13 protein-coding genes and 1 pseudogene are annotated in these 15794 nt (G+C 59.5%); 11 read left to right on the top strand and 3 right to left on the bottom strand.

The genetic code is table 11. The features are described 5' to 3' along the window. Positions 1-97: 97 nt before the first annotated feature. Positions 98-3487 carry a YhdP family protein gene (locus BN77_RS13865; RefSeq protein ID WP_007532854.1) on the top strand — a complete coding sequence of 1130 codons (3390 nt, stop codon included), beginning with the start codon at positions 98-100 and terminating at the stop codon, positions 3485-3487. 52 nt (positions 3488-3539) lie between these two features. Here BN77_RS13865 and tyrS read toward each other — a convergent pair whose 3' ends face one another. Further along, positions 3540-4796 (bottom strand): tyrosine--tRNA ligase, encoded by a 1257-nt coding sequence (tyrS, locus tag BN77_RS13860; RefSeq protein WP_007532853.1) that lies wholly within the window; start codon positions 4794-4796, stop codon positions 3540-3542. Positions 4797-4914: 118 nt separating this feature from the next. Here tyrS and BN77_RS13855 point away from each other — a divergent pair, with 118 nt between their 5' ends. Continuing rightward, positions 4915-6033: an anhydro-N-acetylmuramic acid kinase gene (locus BN77_RS13855; protein ID WP_007532852.1), complete on the top strand. Its 1119-nt coding sequence runs from the start codon at positions 4915-4917 to the stop codon at positions 6031-6033. Continuing rightward, positions 6033-6552 (top strand): annotated as a pseudogene (locus BN77_RS13850) (GNAT family N-acetyltransferase). Before BN77_RS13855 ends, BN77_RS13850 begins: the two are co-directional and overlap by 1 nt. Here the strand turns inward: BN77_RS13850 and BN77_RS13845 are convergent. Beyond that, entirely contained in the window at positions 6549-7226 is a 678-nt protein-coding gene (locus BN77_RS13845) for an alpha/beta hydrolase (protein ID WP_007532850.1), read from the bottom strand. The pseudogene BN77_RS13850 and the gene BN77_RS13845 overlap by 4 nt on opposite strands. A gap of 206 nt (positions 7227-7432) precedes the next feature. Here BN77_RS13845 and BN77_RS13840 point away from each other — a divergent pair, with 206 nt between their 5' ends. From BN77_RS13840 to BN77_RS13805, 8 genes are all read left to right on the top strand, one after another. Next, the gene (locus tag BN77_RS13840) at positions 7433-8599 is read left to right on the top strand and encodes a cysteine desulfurase family protein (protein WP_007532841.1); all 1167 of its coding nucleotides are present in this window, start codon (positions 7433-7435) and stop codon (positions 8597-8599) included. 142 nt (positions 8600-8741) lie between these two features. After that, positions 8742-10211 carry a Fe-S cluster assembly protein SufB gene (gene sufB, locus BN77_RS13835; protein ID WP_007532840.1) on the top strand — a complete coding sequence of 490 codons (1470 nt, stop codon included), beginning with the start codon at positions 8742-8744 and terminating at the stop codon, positions 10209-10211. Between the two features lie 73 nt (positions 10212-10284). Continuing rightward, on the top strand, positions 10285-11040 hold the full coding sequence (gene sufC, locus BN77_RS13830) for a Fe-S cluster assembly ATPase SufC (protein WP_007532839.1): 756 nt from the start codon (positions 10285-10287) through the stop codon (positions 11038-11040). A gap of 23 nt (positions 11041-11063) precedes the next feature. Further along, positions 11064-12338 carry a Fe-S cluster assembly protein SufD gene (gene sufD, locus BN77_RS13825; protein WP_007532838.1) on the top strand — a complete coding sequence of 425 codons (1275 nt, stop codon included), beginning with the start codon at positions 11064-11066 and terminating at the stop codon, positions 12336-12338. A 13-nt stretch (positions 12339-12351) separates the two neighbouring features. Further along, complete coding sequence (locus tag BN77_RS13820) at positions 12352-13593, top strand: cysteine desulfurase (protein WP_007532837.1); 1242 nt, start codon at positions 12352-12354, stop codon at positions 13591-13593. 11 nt (positions 13594-13604) lie between these two features. Continuing rightward, positions 13605-13985 carry an SUF system Fe-S cluster assembly protein gene (locus tag BN77_RS13815; protein WP_007532834.1) on the top strand — a complete coding sequence of 127 codons (381 nt, stop codon included), beginning with the start codon at positions 13605-13607 and terminating at the stop codon, positions 13983-13985. A 137-nt stretch (positions 13986-14122) separates the two neighbouring features. Beyond that, positions 14123-14515 (top strand): Fe-S cluster assembly scaffold SufA, encoded by a 393-nt coding sequence (gene sufA / locus BN77_RS13810; RefSeq protein ID WP_007532832.1) that lies wholly within the window; start codon positions 14123-14125, stop codon positions 14513-14515. A 140-nt stretch (positions 14516-14655) separates the two neighbouring features. After that, positions 14656-15273, top strand: coding sequence for a LysE family translocator (locus BN77_RS13805; RefSeq protein WP_007532829.1), 618 nt, complete (start codon positions 14656-14658; stop codon positions 15271-15273). A gap of 232 nt (positions 15274-15505) precedes the next feature. Here the strand turns inward: BN77_RS13805 and BN77_RS13800 are convergent, their stop codons facing one another. Continuing rightward, on the bottom strand, positions 15506-15751 hold the full coding sequence (locus tag BN77_RS13800; RefSeq protein ID WP_040677784.1) for a DUF982 domain-containing protein: 246 nt from the start codon (positions 15749-15751) through the stop codon (positions 15506-15508). Positions 15752-15794: the final 43 nt, after the last annotated feature.

Raw genomic sequence — 15794 nt, 5'->3', positions numbered from 1 at the left:
GTTTATGGATAACAGGTGATTTGCCAGATATATACTGAACGAACAATCGTCCAGCCAGTCTGGTCCAGACCACAAATTGAGGCGTTAGGCGAGGCGCATGTCGGCGATCCGCGGCGAGAAAATTACATTCCGCAAGAAAGATATCGTCGCACTGCATGAGCTCCCCTCCGCGCAGGCCGAGGATCCAATCATTGTCAGCTGCCCGCCGTCGCGTTCGCGCATGCGCCGAACCGCCGGCGTTACGGGTGGTTGCGTTGCCGTCATCCTCTTCGTGCTTGCAGCGATTGTCTTCACGGTGGAAAGCGGCATGTTCGATGCGCCGCTCTCGCGTCAGGCGCAGGTTGCGCTGAACTCCGCCATCGGACCACGCTACCGGGCGGAGGTTGGCTCTACGGTCATCCGCTTCACATCGAACATGCGCCTTGCGCTAGAGGCACGCGACGTTAACATGATCGACGAGGAGAGCGGCCAGCACCTGTCGACGACGCATGCCATGCGCATCGCGCTCGACCCGCTTCAACTCTTTCGCGGTCGCATAGCGATCGCGCAGATCGAGGCGGAAGACATCGCGCTCGACACAGCGCTGCTGCCATCTGGAAAACCGCTCAAGCTCGATGATGTCAGGATCGACGAAATCCCAGCCGCGATGGAAGCTGCATTCGCTCAACTCGACATGATCGACAGCTTCGTCGAACGGGGCGGAACGCGGTCGGTGAAGCTCTCCGGTATCGACATCAAGCTGGCCGACACGGCAAACGGTCCGCTTTCAATCATGGTTGACGGTCTGGTTCTCTCGAGGACACGCCAGGGTAGCCTGGCGCTTGACGGCGAGGTTGCAATCAACGGCAAACCGGCAACGCTTAGAATTGTCGCGGAAAGGGCAAGTGGGCACACCTCGAAACTGACCGGGCAGATCTCCGGTGTCGATCTGGGGCCGTTCACGCTCAAGCGGAATGGAGAGGGTCAAATCCGGGAGGGGATTGATGGCTCTGGCGACCTGACGATTTCGGCCCTTCGCTCCGGCAATCAAGCTTCGCCGGCCCTTGGCGTCTCGATCGCGCTCGGACCGGGGCAGTTCTATATGGACGGCGACCAGCAGGAGCTCAGCGGCGGCCACATCAACCTCGCCTATGATTTCTCCAAGCAGACGCTTGAGATTGCCCAGTCGCGCGTGCAATTCGGCGCAACGTCCGTGCCGCTCAACGGGGCTCTTATCGATCTGGACAAGATCGATGCGTCCGCAGGAAAGGGTTTCGGCATCGATTTGCTAGTCAGCGGCGGTACCGCGGCGCCGAGCTCGTCGGGCGAGCAACCGCTCGCCTTCGACGTCCAGGCGACCGGTCGCTACCTCGTTGCAAGCCGCGAACTGCAATTCGAGAACATGCGGGTTTCGAGCCCGGCGGGTGGCCTATTCGGCTCCCTGCATGTCCGCTTCGGCGATGTTTCACCGGAGATCAGCTTTGCCGGTCAGTCAGAGCAGCTACAGACGACGGCGGTCAAGCAATTATGGCCATTCTGGATGGCATCGAAGGGCCGCGAATGGGTTCAACACAACCTCTTCGGGGGAACCGTCACAAACGCCTCCATCTCCGTCTTCATACCCTTCGGACGCTTGGACGAGGCTGTCGGCAAGGGGCTGAAACTCGACGAGAACCAAATTCGCATTGCGTTCGACATCGCCCATACACGGATGAACGTAGCCGGCGACATCCCGCCAATCCGTGATACGAACGCCCACTTTGATCTGAGTGGTCCGCGCGCGACAATCTCGATCAAGAGCGGGACCGCGTTCTTTCCCTCGGGACGATCGGTGAGCGTCGGTGAGGGAACCTTTATCCTGCCGTCGACGTACGACAAACCGCTCATGGCCGAACTCGATCTTTCGATATCCGGTGCAGCGGACGCGGTCGGCGAACTGTTGACCTACAAGCCCATCCAAGTATTGCAGCGCGCGGGCTTTATGCCCGAGGATCTGAAAGGCAAGGTGTCGGCGAAAGTGCAGGCCCGCCTCGGACTGATCTCGTCGCAAAATCCTCCACCGGCCGAATGGAAAGCTGTGCTGCAACTGCAGGATCTCGATATCGCAAAGCCGTTTTCGGGCCGCAAGATCACGGATCTCGACGGGGTGCTTACTGCCAATCCGAAGCAGGTGAGCGTTGACGGGAAGGGGCTGGTCGACGGTATTCCCGCTGGCATCAAGCTTGTCGAGCCGACAGATAAATCTTCGGACGTTCAGCCGCAACAGACTGTTACCGCTACCCTCAACAACGATCAGCGAAATAAGGTGCTACCCGGTCTCGGCGATATCATCGATGGCAGCGTGGATGTCGAGCTCAACCGTATCGATGAAGATCGACAGGCGGTCACGGTCGACCTTGGAAGGGCGCGGTTGTCTCTCCCTTGGATCGGCTGGTCGAAGGGAAGTGGCATCGGCGCGACAGCGACGTTCGAGGCTTCTGGCCCAACTGACAACACGGAGTTGAAGAACTTCGTCCTTAAGGGGGACGGATTCGGCGCAAATGGATCCCTTGTGATCGGCAACGGCAATCTCATGAAGGCGGATTTCGACAGCGTCAAACTGTCTTCGCTGGACGACTTTTCCGTTTCGGTGAAGCGCAGCAAGGGAGGGCTCGATCTTTCCGTGTCGGGCGATAGCGCCGATGCCCGTCCAATCATCGCCAGACTGAAAGCCAGCGGCGGAGGAGCCGACTCCGATCGCAGCGGCAGCGTATCCGTTCGAGCCAAGCTCGGTCGCCTTATCGGCTTCAATGACGAGAAGATGCGAAATGTAGACATGCTTTACGTTTCTGCAGACGGCAGGATGCAGGCCCTGAACTTTACGGGCGTCACCGACAGCGGCGAAGCGTTCGTGACCCAGACGAAAGGCAATGGGGTCATCAATGTCACGAGCGGTGATGCCGGCGCCGTTTCGCGCTTCGCCGACCTCTATCAGCACATGATGGGCGGCTTGCTCAATACGCAAATCCGCCTCGGCGCAGGCGATAGCTGGGACGGGTCGATTGACATCAGACGCTTCTCTCTGGTCAACGAGCAGCGCCTTCACTCGATCGTCTCGACGCCGGTCGGGAGCGAGCAACGGAGCCTGAACTCGGCGGTCAAACGGAATATCGACACCACGGCGCAGCGCTTCCAGCGCGGCTTTGCGCGCATTGTTTCGAAGAACGGGGTGATCAGCATCGAGAATGGCGTCGTGCGAGGCGATCAGGTCGGCGCCGTGTTCCAAGGCATGCTGCGGGACCAACGCGGTAATATGGACATGACGGGCACGTTCATGCCCGCCTATGGCCTGAACCGGCTCTTTGCCGAGTTGCCTCTTATCGGCATCATCCTCGGCAATGGCACGGACCGCGGCCTGATCGGCATTACGTTCAAACTGACAGGGAAATTGGAATCGCCCGATATGATCATCAATCCGCTCTCGATCATCGCGCCTGGGGTCTTCCGCAACATCTTCGAGTTCCAATAGGCACAAAAAAGCCGGCGCGAGGCCGGCTTTCCGCTTAAGAGGTCGGCCGCGCTCAGGCAGCGCGACGGATCAGGATGTGCTTCTTCTTGCCGAGTGAGAGCTTGATGACGCCATCAGCGGTGATCTCCCCGCTGCCAACGATTTTGCGCTCATCGCTAACGGCCTGGTCGTTGATGCGTACGGCACCGCCCTGAACGTGCCGGCGTGCCTCGCCGTTTGAGGCTGCAAGGCCGGCGCGGACGATGAGCGACAGAAGCCCAATGCCGCCGTCGAGTTCGGCAGCAGGGACGTCGACCGACGGAAGGTTCTCGGCAAGACCGCCCTCCTCAAAGGTCTTTCGGGCGGTTTCGGCAGCCTGTTCGGCGGCCGGCCGGCCATGCAGGATCGCGGTGACCTCCGTTGCCAGGATCTTCTTGACTTCGTTGATCTCTGAACCGGCAAGCGCAGAGAGGCGTGCAATTTCGTCCATCGGCAGCGTTGTGTAGAGCTTCAGAAAGCGCGAGACGTCGGCGTCTTCCGTATTGCGCCAGTACTGCCAGAAGTCGTAGGCAGACAGCATATCGGAGTTGAGCCAGACAGCGCCGGTCGCAGACTTGCCCATCTTGGCACCAGAAGCGGTTGTCAGCAGCGGCGAGGTCAGCGCGTAGAGCTGTTTCGTCCCCATGCGGTGACCGAGATCGATGCCGTTGACGATATTGCCCCACTGGTCCGAACCGCCCATCTGCAGTCGGCAGTCATAGCGCTTGGCAAGCTCGACGAAGTCGTAGGCCTGCAGGATCATGTAGTTGAACTCGAGGAACGACAGCGACTGCTCGCGGTCAAGCCGCGTCTTGACGCTGTCGAAGGACAACATGCGGTTGACCGAGAAGTGTCGGCCGACGTCCCGCAAAAACTCCAGGTAGTTGATCGAACGCAGCCACTCGGCGTTGTTGATCATCAACGCGTCCTTAGGGCCTTGGCCGTAGGTCAGATAGTTTGAGAAGACCCGCTTGATCGAAGCAATGTTGCTCTCGATGGTGTCAATCGTCATCAACTGGCGTGCTTCATCCTTGAACGAAGGATCCCCAACCATGCCCGTGCCGCCACCCATCAGCGATATCGCGCGATGTCCGGTCGCCTGCATCCAGTGCAGCATCATGATCTGGATTAGCGAACCGGCGTGGAGGCTGGGTGCAGTCGGATCGAAGCCGATATAACCGGTTACCGTTTCCTTGGCGAAGAGTTCGTCGAGGCCGGATTCATCGGAAATCTGATGAATGAAGCCGCGCTCTTTCAGCGTACGGAGGAAATCGGATTTAAACTCGGACATGACCTTTTGCTCTCGGATGCGGATTTTCGGATTGGCTATTGTTGAAGTGACGCGGCGCGTTTAGCACTGTTTTACCGAACAGTCACCATTTGGCGGGAATCTTCCAGTGCGAGGCTCCATGGAGAAGATCAGAACCGCGATCGGCTTGATGAGCGGAACATCGATGGATGGTATCGATGTGGCGCTGCTGCGCACCGATGGCCGCACCGTCGTCGAGCGCGGGCCGTTTCTCGGTATCCCGTACGAGCCCGCCTTCCGTGACAAGCTAAAGCTTGGGCTGGAGCAGGCGAAAGTCATGACGCAACGTGAGCGGCGGCCGGGCGATCTGGCATCGATCGAGCGCGAATTGACGCTACGTCATGCAATTGCCGTAAGGGAATTTCTCGCCGCGAACGCGCTGGATGCGTCTTTGATCGACATTATCGGATTTCATGGGCAGACAGTGCTGCACCGGCCCGATGAAGCACTGACTGTCCAGATTGGTGATGGGCCGCTCCTGGCGCGGGAGACAGGGATAACGGTCGCCTACGACCTCCGTGCCAACGACATGGTCCACGGCGGCCAAGGCGCACCGCTGGTACCAGTCTATCATGCAGCGCTCGCAGCCAACGTACCTGACGCCATCTTGCCGGTGTGCTTCGTCAATATCGGCGGGATCTCCAACCTGACCTATATCGGCGCGGATGGCGTGCTCGTCGGCTATGACAGCGGGCCGGGCAATACGCTGATCGACCAGTGGGTCGAGACCCACGCGGGTGTTCCGTTCGATCAGGGGGGCATGATCGCCTCGGAGGGGCGGGTTATCACAGAACTGGCAGATCGCTATTTGAATAGCCCGTTCTTTACCGCGAAGAAGCGGCGATCGCTCGACCGCAACGACTTTCCGCCACCATCGGGTGCAGACGCAGAGCTTGCCGACGGTGCGCGCACGCTCGCCTATGTCGCGGCCGCTTCGATCATCAAATCCGCCAGTCACTTGCCGGTGACGCCAACGCTTTATGTCGTTTGCGGCGGTGGTCGGCTCAATCGCGTGCTGATGCAGGATTTGAAGGATATCGCCCATCGCCAGGGCGCAGAAGTGACTGCAGCGGAGGAGGCGGGGTTCAACGGCGATTCGATGGAGGCCGAGGCCTGGGCTTACCTGGCGGTGCGGTCATTGGATGGCCTGCCGCTGACATTTCCGGGGACGACCGGCGTGCGCGCTCCAGTCAGCGGCGGTGTCGTGGCGGAGCCGTGATGCGACAGGTGATTCTTGAGACGCAGCGCCTGGTCGCGGTCATGTGGGAACCTGACGACGCTGGCTTGATCCAGGAACTTCACTCGACGATTGAGACGACGCGATATCTCTCAGGCGCGGCGCCATGGTCGCGAGAAAAGGCCGAGGAGCGGCTGCGCAGCTGGTTTGGTGAGCAGGCGCGGGACGGTACTACCAAATACAAGATCCTTAGTCGCGATGACGGCCGCTTCGTTGGTCGCGCGGGATCTCGCTGTTTTGCGGTGACCGGCAGGATTTTGAGCTCGGTTACTCGCTTCGGCACCCTGAATGGGGCAAGGGCTACGCGACGGAGATTGCGAACGGGCTGGCGGTTTTTTTGGACGCAACTTTGCCCAGCATTTCATCGCCTTCACGCAGCCGGACAATATCGCATCACAGCATGTCCTAACGAAAATCGGCATGCGAAGCCGCATGCCGATGGTCATTGACGGATTGTCCTGCCCGACGTTCGAACTGACCGCCGCAATGCGGTCGGCCTAGCGGATGCGCTTGGCGGCCGGCTCCGGCACCAGTTCTCCGTTCAGGCGGCGATCGAGGTAATCCTCGCATTCGCTCATTAAGCTCTCCACCTGGCCATTGAAGAAGTGGTTGGCGCCGGGCACCGTGCGGTGGGTGATCAGGATACCCTTCTGCGTCTTCAGCTTTTCGACGAGGCCGTTGACGTCTTTTTCGGGTGCAACCTTGTCGGCTTCGCCGTTGATGATCAGGCCGGAAGACGGACAGGGCGCGAGGAAGGAGAAGTCATAGGTGTTCGGCTGCGGCGCGATCGACATGAAACCTTCAATCTCCGGGCGGCGCATCAGGAGCTGCATGCCGATCCACGAACCAAAGGAATAGCCGGCAACCCAGCAGGTCTTCGAATCAGGATGCAGGCTCTGGACCCAGTCGAGTGCCGAAGCAGCGTCCGACAGCTCGCCCGCCCCGTGGTCGAATTCGCCCTGGCTACGGCCGATGCCCCGGAAGTTGAAGCGCAACGTCGTGAACCCGCGCTTCTGGAACATGTAGAAGAGCTGGTAGACGATCTGGTTGTTCATCGTGCCGCCGAACTGGGGGTGCGGGTGCAGAATGAGGGCAATCGGTGCGCTCTTTTCCTTGGAGGGCTGGTAGCGGCCTTCAAGGCGGCCTGCGGGGCCGTTGAAAATGACTTCGGGCATCGGTACTCCGGCGTTTTTATTTCTTCGGGTTCGCGCTGCGCAGACTTGACGAATGTTGTCAGCTTTTCTAAAACGCAGTTTAGAACAATTCGAAACTTGCATGGCGCTCCACGCATTGTGGGATGTGTCATAAGGCAAGCCCGGCCGAAATTTCAAGGAAAATGAGCCGAGCCGCCCAGCAAGGTTTTAGCGCAGGACGAAAGATCATGGCGCCGCCACGTCTTTATCTCGATTGGAACGCGACTTCGCCGCTGCATCCGCGTGCGCGCGATGCGGTTCTGTGCGCGATGGATCTGTTCGGCAACCCGAACTCGGTGCACCGCGAAGGCCGCGGCGCGCGAGCTGCAATCGAGCAGGCGCGTCGGCAAGTGGCAGCGCTTGCGGGCGCTGATAGCGCGAATGTGATCTTTACCAGTGGCGCCACGGAAGCAGCCAACATGGTGCTGACGCCTGATTTCAAGATGGGTCGGACGCCGCTTACAATCAGTCAGCTTTACTATTCGGCGGTCGAACATCCCGCGGTGCGCGAAGGCGGCCGGTTCGCCAAGGAACAGACGACAGAGATCCCGGTTACCCAAGCGGGCGTCGTCGATGTCGATGCGCTTGGCACCTTGCTTGCCGCTCACGACGCATCGACCGGACTGCCGATGATTGCGGTCATGCTTGTTAACAACGAGACCGGGATTGTTCAGCCAGTGACCGAAGTCGCAAATATCGTGCGGGCACATGGTGGTCTGCTCGTCGTCGATGCCGTACAGGCAGCAGGGCGCTTGGAACTGGACATCAACGCACTCGGGGCCGATTTCATGATCCTATCATCGCACAAGATCGGCGGTCCAAAAGGCGCGGGCGCACTCGTCACGCGTGGCGAAGCGTTGATGCCGCGGCCGCTGATTCATGGTGGTGGCCAGGAAAAAGGACACCGTTCGGGGACGGAGAATTCGCTTGCGGTGATCGGTTTCGGAGCTGCGGCCGAAGCTGCCGTCGCGGAACTTGAGACCCGCAACGAGGCCATTTCGGCGGTGCGCGATCGACTTGAAACCGGAATGCGAGGCGCTGCGCCCGATGTCGTCATCTATGGCACGGAGGGCCAACGCGTTTCGAACACGACGTTCTTCACCCTTCCGGGGCTGAAAGCCGAGACCGGCCAGATCGCCTTCGATCTCGAAGGTGTGGCCCTCTCTGCCGGATCCGCCTGCTCGTCCGGCAAGGTCGGAGAGAGCCATGTCCTGGTCGCCATGGGGCGTGACCCCAAGCTCGGCGCTTTGCGCATTTCGTTGGGCTTTGCCACGACCGAGGAAGAGATCGACAAGGCGATTTCCGTCTTTGCGAAAATTGCCGCTCGGCGCAAGCCGGCCGGAGAGGCGGCTTGACCGTCTCATAAATTTGCGGAAACGCAATTTTCCGCTTGCCATTCGGGCTGAAAAGTCCCTTTTGGCCACCTACATACGGGGCAAACGATACGCCCGAACGACAAGCTGCCGGACCTTTTCTCCGGCGAGATTGGAGAATGACATGCCCGCCGTCCAGGAAACGGTAGATCGCGTCCGCCAGATTGACGTCGATCAGTACAAATATGGTTTCGAGACCGTCATCGAAATGGACAAGGCGCCCAAGGGCCTGTCCGAAGACATCATCCGTTTCATCTCCGCCAAGAAGCAGGAGCCGGAATGGATGCTCGAATGGCGGCTGGGAGCCTACAAGCGTTGGCTGACGCTGGAAGAGCCAACCTGGGCGCGCGTTGATTACCCGAAGATCGATTTCAATGACATCTACTACTACGCCGCGCCGAAAAGCACGCCTGGTCCGAAGTCGCTTGACGAGGTCGATCCGGAGATCCTCAAGGTCTATGAAAAGCTTGGCATTCCGCTAAAAGAGCAGGAAATCCTGGCTGGTGTCGAGAAGCCGAAGATCGCGGTCGATGCCGTTTTCGATTCCGTCTCCGTCGTTACGACCTTCAAGGAAGAGCTGAAGAAAGCCGGCGTAATTTTCATGTCGATTTCGGAAGCCATCCGCGAGCATCCGGAACTGGTGCAGAAGTACCTCGGTTCCGTCGTTCCGACTACCGACAACTACTATGCGACCCTAAACTCCGCTGTCTTCACCGATGGTTCGTTCGTGTTCGTTCCGAAGGGCGTTCGCTGCCCGATGGAACTGTCCACCTATTTCCGCATCAACGAGAAGAATACGGGCCAGTTCGAGCGCACGCTGATCATCGCCGAGGAAGGCGCATACGTCTCCTACCTCGAGGGCTGCACTGCGCCGCAGCGCGACGAAAATCAGCTGCATGCCGCGGTCGTTGAGCTCGTTGCACTCGATGATGCCGAGATCAAGTACTCGACGGTCCAGAACTGGTATCCGGGTGATGCCCAGGGCAAGGGCGGCATCTACAACTTCGTCACCAAGCGCGGAGATTGCCGCGGAGCGCGCTCGAAGATCTCGTGGACGCAGGTCGAAACCGGCTCCGCGATCACTTGGAAGTACCCATCCTGCATCCTGCGCGGCGACGATAGCCGCGGCGAGTTCTACTCGATTGCGGTCTCGAACGGCCATCAGCAGGTCGACAGCGGCACCAAGATGATCCATCTCGGCAAGAATACGTCGAGCCGCATCATCTCGAAGGGTATTGCGGCCGGCGTCTCGCAAAACACCTATCGCGGCCAGGTATCGGCGCACAGGAAGGCGAGCAACGCGCGCAACTTCACGCAATGCGATTCGCTGCTGATCGGCGACAAGTGTGGTGCGCATACCGTTCCGTATATCGAGGCGAAGAACTCCACGGCGCAGTTCGAGCACGAGGCAACCACCTCGAAGATCTCGGAAGACCAGCTCTTCTATTGCCTGCAGCGCGGCATTCCCGAGGAAGCGGCGATCGCCCTGATCGTCAACGGCTTCGTCAAAGAAGTCCTGCAGGAGCTGCCGATGGAATTCGCCGTCGAGGCGCAGAAGCTCATCAGCATCTCGCTCGAAGGCAGCGTCGGCTGACGCAACACGACATTGAATGCGCGAGGGCGCGTGGATCGCGCCTTTCTCCGATTGCTTTATATGGGACAAGACCATGCTTGAGATTAAGAACCTGCACGCCCGCATCGCCGAAGACGGTACCGAGATCATCCGCGGCCTGAACCTTAGCGTGAAGGCTGGCGAAGTCGCCGCCATCATGGGCCCGAACGGCTCCGGCAAGTCGACGCTTTCCTACATCCTGTCGGGCCGTGAAGATTATGAAGTCACCGAAGGGGACATCCTTTACAACGGCGAAAGCATCCTGGAACTCGACGCCGCCGAGCGTGCGGCCAAGGGCATCTTCCTGGCTTTCCAATATCCGGTCGAAATTCCGGGCGTTGCCACGATGCAGTTCCTGAAGGTTGCGATGAACGAGCAACGCAAGGCGCGGGGCGAAGAGGAGCTGAAGACGCCTGACTTCATGCGCCTCGTCAAGGACGCAGCCGGCAAGCTCCAGATCAATACCGAAATGCTGAAGCGCCCGCTGAATGTCGGCTTCTCCGGCGGAGAGAAGAAGCGTGCCGAAATCCTGCAGATGGCACTGCTGCAGCCGCAGCTTTGCGTACTCGATGAAACCGACTCCGGTCTCGACATCGATGCCCTGAGGATCGTTGCCGATGGCGTCAACGCGCTGCGTTCGCCTGATCGCGCTGTCGTCGTCATCACGCACTACCAGCGCCTCCTCGACTACATCGTGCCGGATACCGTTCACGTTCTCTACAAGGGGCAGGTGATCAAGTCGGGCGACAAGACGCTCGCGCATGAGCTGGAAGCCAATGGCTACGCCGACATCATCGGGGCGGCAGCCTGATCGAGGCGGAAAGGACGAGTCTCATGAACATGCAGACGACGAGCCGCCAGACCGCCGCGGAAGCGGCGCTCATTGAGGCTTTCAACAACCAGATCGGCGAACTGCCGGGCGACGGTTCGGTCATCGCCATCCGGGACAGGCTGCTTGACGACCTGAAGAGGGCCGGTTTGCCGACGCGCCGCATCGAGGCCTGGCACTATACCGACCTCAAGACCCTGCTGCGTGCGATTCCGGCCCAGGCTGGCGATGCTGGCTCCGAAGCTCGCGACCCGCTGGTCGAACAGTCTTCGGTTCTGTCGGTTATTCAGGGCGTTCCCGATCTCAGGGCTTCGGTCGACGGCCTCGACATTTCCGACTACGCAGCGCTGCTCTCGAATGGGACGGCTGCCACCAGCCTTGGCGCACTCGGCAGTGACGATGCGATCGGCCGCATCAACGGCAGCTTCGTTCGCGACGGTTATGTCATTGACGTTCCAGCCGGAGCCGATCTTGAAGCACCGGTTGAGATCCAGTTCGTTCACGCTGGCGGGCAGACGCATACACGCCTGCCGGTCAACTTCGGAGCCAACGTCAAGGCAACTGTCATCGAACGCCACCTTGCAGTGACGTCAGACGCCGCTCTCGTGTCTCACGTCAGTGACATCACCGTTGGCGAAGGTAGCGAGCTTACCTGGATTATCATCCAGCAGCAGGGTGCAGACGATACGCACCTCGGCCAGATCCGCATCGATCTCGGCGCCGATGCCAAGCTGAAGCTTTTCGTCATCAATGCCGGTGGCAAGCTCGTTCGCCAGGAACTGCACATCAAGGTGACGGGCGAGGGCGCAGATCTGACGCTGCGTGGCATCAATCTGCTCGGTGCTGAGACGCATACCGACGTGACGATGGTGCTCGGCCATAACGTCCCGCATACTGGTTCCACCGAAGTGATCCGCAACGTCGTCTTCGACCGCGCCAAGGGTGTCTTCCAGGGCATGATCCGCGTCGCCCCCGATGCGCAGAAGACCGACGCGAAGATGGCCTGCAACACTCTTCTGATGTCCGACGACGCCGAATTTTCGGTGAAGCCGGAACTCGAGATCTTCGCTGACGACGTTCAGTGCGGCCACGGCGCCACCGTTGCCGACATCGACGACAACCATCTGTACTATATGATGGCGCGCGGCATTCCCCGGGCGAAGGCACGCGCCATGCTTGTCAACGCCTTCGTTGCCGAGATCGTCGAAGAACTGGAAGACGAATCCCTGGTCGAATCGCTGGAAGGCGTCATCTCGGCCTGGCTCGAAAAGCACGCCTGATCGGATTAGTGTCATGGACAAGATAGTTCCGGCCACAGCATTTGACGTCGAAGCCATTCGCAAGGATTTCCCGATCCTTGCGAGGGAAGTCTATGGCAAGCCGCTGGTCTATCTCGACAACGGCGCTTCCGCTCAGAAGCCGCAGGCGGTCATCGACGCGATTTCGCACACCTATTCGAATGAGTATGCGAACGTTCACCGTGGTCTGCATTTCCTCTCGAATGCCGCAACCGATGCCTATGAGGGGGCGCGCGAGAAGGTCAGGCGCTTCCTGAATGCCCCTGATGTCAACGACATCGTATTCACAAAGTCTTCGACGGAAGCCATCAACACCGTCGCCTATGGCTGGGGCATGCCAGAGCTCGGCGAAGGCGACGAGATCGTCATCTCGATCATGGAGCATCACTCCAACATCGTGCCGTGGCATTTCATCCGCGAGCGGCAGGGTGCCAAGCTGGTCTGGGTGCCGGTTGATGACGAGGGCGCTTTCCACATCGAGGATTTCGAAAGGAGCCTGACGGACCGGACGAAGCTCGTCGCCATCACGCATATGTCGAATGCGCTTGGCACCGTTGTGCCGGTAAAGGAAATCTGCCGTATCGCGCATGAGCGTGGCATTCCGGTTCTGGTGGATGGTTCGCAGGGTGCTGTCCACATGCCTGTCGACGTGCAGGATATCGATTGCGACTGGTACGTGATGACCGGCCACAAGCTCTATGGGCCCTCGGGTATCGGCGTACTCTATGGCAAGAAGGAGCGGCTTCGCGAGATGCGGCCCTTCCAGGGCGGCGGCGAGATGATCTTCGAGGTGACGGAGGATGCCGTGACCTACAACGACCCGCCGCATCGCTTTGAAGCCGGGACGCCGCCAATCGTGCAGGCGATCGGGCTCGGCTATGCGCTCGATTACATGGAGAAGGTCGGCCGTGAGGCGATAGCGCGCCATGAGGCAGATCTCGCCGCCTATGCCGCAGAACGATTACGAGCGGTCAATTCGTTACGAGTGTTCGGCACTGCGCCCGGCAAGGGCGGCATCTTCTCCTTCGAATTGGCGGGCCTTCACGCGCATGACGTGTCGATGGTGATCGATCGTCAGGGCGTTGCGGTTCGCGCGGGCACCCATTGCGCCATGCCACTCTTGAAACGCTTCGGCGTTACCTCCACATGCCGCGCGTCCTTCGGGATGTATAATACACGGGCCGAGGTCGATGCCTTAGCCGATGCGCTGGAATATGCGCGCAAGTTCTTTGCCTAAGGAGTGTCCATATGAGCCTGGACGAAAGCGAACAGAAGATCGACGTGCGCGAAGGCATCGTGCATTCCAGCATTCCGGCCGATGAACTGGCGCGTCTCAGCGACGATGTGATCTCGGCCCTCAAGACCGTCTATGATCCTGAAATTCCCGCCGACATCTTCGAGCTCGGGCTGGTCTACAAGATAGATATCGAAGACGACCGCATGGTGAAGATCATGATGACACTGACTGCGCCGGGCTGCCCGGTCGCCGGCGAAATGCCCGGCTGGGTCGAGAACGCCGTTGGTGCGGTCGAGGGCGTGTCCGGGGTCGAGGTTGAAATGACCTTCGATCCGCCGTGGACGCCGGAGCGCATGTCAGAAGAAGCGCAGGTCGCGGTCGGCTGGTACTGAGCATGATCCCGAAATGTCGCAGATTTTTCCGATCAGACCATGCGACGCGGCTGGTATTGATCGGTTAAGGTGCTGGCACTACATTTGAATCGTGAAACGCCGGACCTTTAATCCGTGCGCGGAAGGAGATGAAGCCGATGGGCTTTGCAATCATGAGTATGACGGAAGCCGCCGCGAGCCGCGTGAAGGCAATCGTTGAAAACGCCGGACCGGAGGCCAAGGGCATTCGCGTCGGGATCAAGAAGGGTGGTTGCGCGGGGATGGAGTATACCATCGACCTAGTGACCGATCCGAATGCAAAGGACGACCTGATCGAGCGCGACGGCGCCAAGGTCTGGGTCGAACCATCAGCGGTGCTCTACCTTCTCGGCACGGAAATGGGCTTCGAGAGCACGACGTTGCGGTCTGGTTTTACCTTTACCAATCCGAACCAGACGTCCGCCTGCGGCTGTGGGGAATCCGTCGAGCTGAAGCCGGCGGATCTCGCGGCGCTCGCCGCAAAGGGCAACGCTGTCGCTCCCGCGCACTGATTGTCACAATCTTCGAATTATCGATGAGGCTGTCGGTTTTCGGCAGCCTTTTTCATTTTACCTCTTCGCGATGGCGCTCTAAGGGCTCTTTTTCGAATAGTCCGCGGGATTGTCTCCTGCGGAAGGAAAGTGACTGAACAATGCTACTGCTGTTTGCGAAGGGCGCTCTGCTGGGTGTCATTATCACGGCGCCACTAGGGCCGATTGGTGTGCTCTGTATCAAACGCACATTGGAGCGCGGCTTTACCGCCGGCTTTTCCTGTGGCCTCGGGACTGCAATCGGTGATGCCACTTATGCACTGGTCGCTGTAACCGGCATTGCGGTTTTCGAACAGACCATGTCGGCAGCAACGTTGCCTTTGGCGATTGGTGGGGGCTTATTGCTCGTCGCGCTGGGCTATCGAGGGCTCACGCACGATCCGGTCCGGGCCGCAAATGTTAGGGCCGTGGGTCTGATGGGCACGACGCTTGCAACGTTCTTGCTGACCGTCTCCAATCCCGCCACGATTCTTTCGTTCGGCGCTCTGTTTGCCGGTTTCGGTTTGACAGAGGAAACACGACGTTTTAGCTCGGCTGTGATCGTCGGCGGTGTCTTCAGCGGATCGCTTGCATGGTGGTTCCTCTTGAGCGGTACGGTCAGCCTGGCCAGGGACAGATTGCCAAGCGATTTCACAGCAAAGGTCGTGCGGGGAACAAGCTACCTACTGATACTCTTCGGCCTCGCTGCCCTCGCTTCTGCAGCCTACTCGCTTGTCTAGCGGGCGGCCTTGTCTGCTCCCTTGAAGCCGATTCGATCCGCGATAGCCTGCACCGTCAGAAACAAGCGCAAGGCATTATAAGCAAACGCATTCTTGTTAGAGGGACCACCGGCTTCGGGGGCACGCATCTTTGCAACAGGTTGCTCGGCGGAGAAAAAGGGTTGTTTGCATGGACAATTTCGCGGGCCGGCTCCACGCAATACGAACATTTGGCCGTATGGCGCCGACTTGGTCAGCTCTTGAGGTCGATGCCTGCTTCGACAGCCGCTTCGATGAAGGCACGTCGGGCATCCTCGTTGGTGCGCTTGCCCTTGATGACATCAGCGCAGATCAACAGGGCGCGGTCGAGTGCCGGACCATCCTCGGTCGGCCAGTCTTCGATCATCGCCCATGAGGCTGCCTGAGTGGTCGCGATGGTCACGTATTTTCCCGGCTCTTCAAGAGCGAGCAGAACCGGCTTCGGCCACGGAGCCTGCATCACAGAATCGCTGTCGTCCTTGGGCATCCGTGTCTACCTCATT

The organism is Rhizobium mesoamericanum STM3625, assembly GCF_000312665.1.
GTDB lineage: Bacteria > Pseudomonadota > Alphaproteobacteria > Rhizobiales > Rhizobiaceae > Rhizobium > Rhizobium mesoamericanum.
This window is presented reverse-complemented; position numbering and strand designations above follow the sequence as displayed.

Coding starts and splice junctions, on each gene's coding strand:
- BN77_RS13865 (WP_007532854.1), top strand. CDS start 98: ATGTCGGCGATCCGCGGCGAGAAAATTACATTCCGCAAGAAAGATATC.
- tyrS (WP_007532853.1), bottom strand. CDS start 4,796: ATGTCCGAGTTTAAATCCGATTTCCTCCGTACGCTGAAAGAGCGCGGC.
- BN77_RS13855 (WP_007532852.1), top strand. CDS start 4,915: ATGGAGAAGATCAGAACCGCGATCGGCTTGATGAGCGGAACATCGATG.
- BN77_RS13845 (WP_007532850.1), bottom strand. CDS start 7,226: ATGCCCGAAGTCATTTTCAACGGCCCCGCAGGCCGCCTTGAAGGCCGC.
- BN77_RS13840 (WP_007532841.1), top strand. CDS start 7,433: ATGGCGCCGCCACGTCTTTATCTCGATTGGAACGCGACTTCGCCGCTG.
- sufB (WP_007532840.1), top strand. CDS start 8,742: ATGCCCGCCGTCCAGGAAACGGTAGATCGCGTCCGCCAGATTGACGTC.
- sufC (WP_007532839.1), top strand. CDS start 10,285: ATGCTTGAGATTAAGAACCTGCACGCCCGCATCGCCGAAGACGGTACC.
- sufD (WP_007532838.1), top strand. CDS start 11,064: ATGAACATGCAGACGACGAGCCGCCAGACCGCCGCGGAAGCGGCGCTC.
- BN77_RS13820 (WP_007532837.1), top strand. CDS start 12,352: ATGGACAAGATAGTTCCGGCCACAGCATTTGACGTCGAAGCCATTCGC.
- BN77_RS13815 (WP_007532834.1), top strand. CDS start 13,605: ATGAGCCTGGACGAAAGCGAACAGAAGATCGACGTGCGCGAAGGCATC.
- sufA (WP_007532832.1), top strand. CDS start 14,123: ATGGGCTTTGCAATCATGAGTATGACGGAAGCCGCCGCGAGCCGCGTG.
- BN77_RS13805 (WP_007532829.1), top strand. CDS start 14,656: ATGCTACTGCTGTTTGCGAAGGGCGCTCTGCTGGGTGTCATTATCACG.
- BN77_RS13800 (WP_040677784.1), bottom strand. CDS start 15,751: ATGCAGGCTCCGTGGCCGAAGCCGGTTCTGCTCGCTCTTGAAGAGCCG.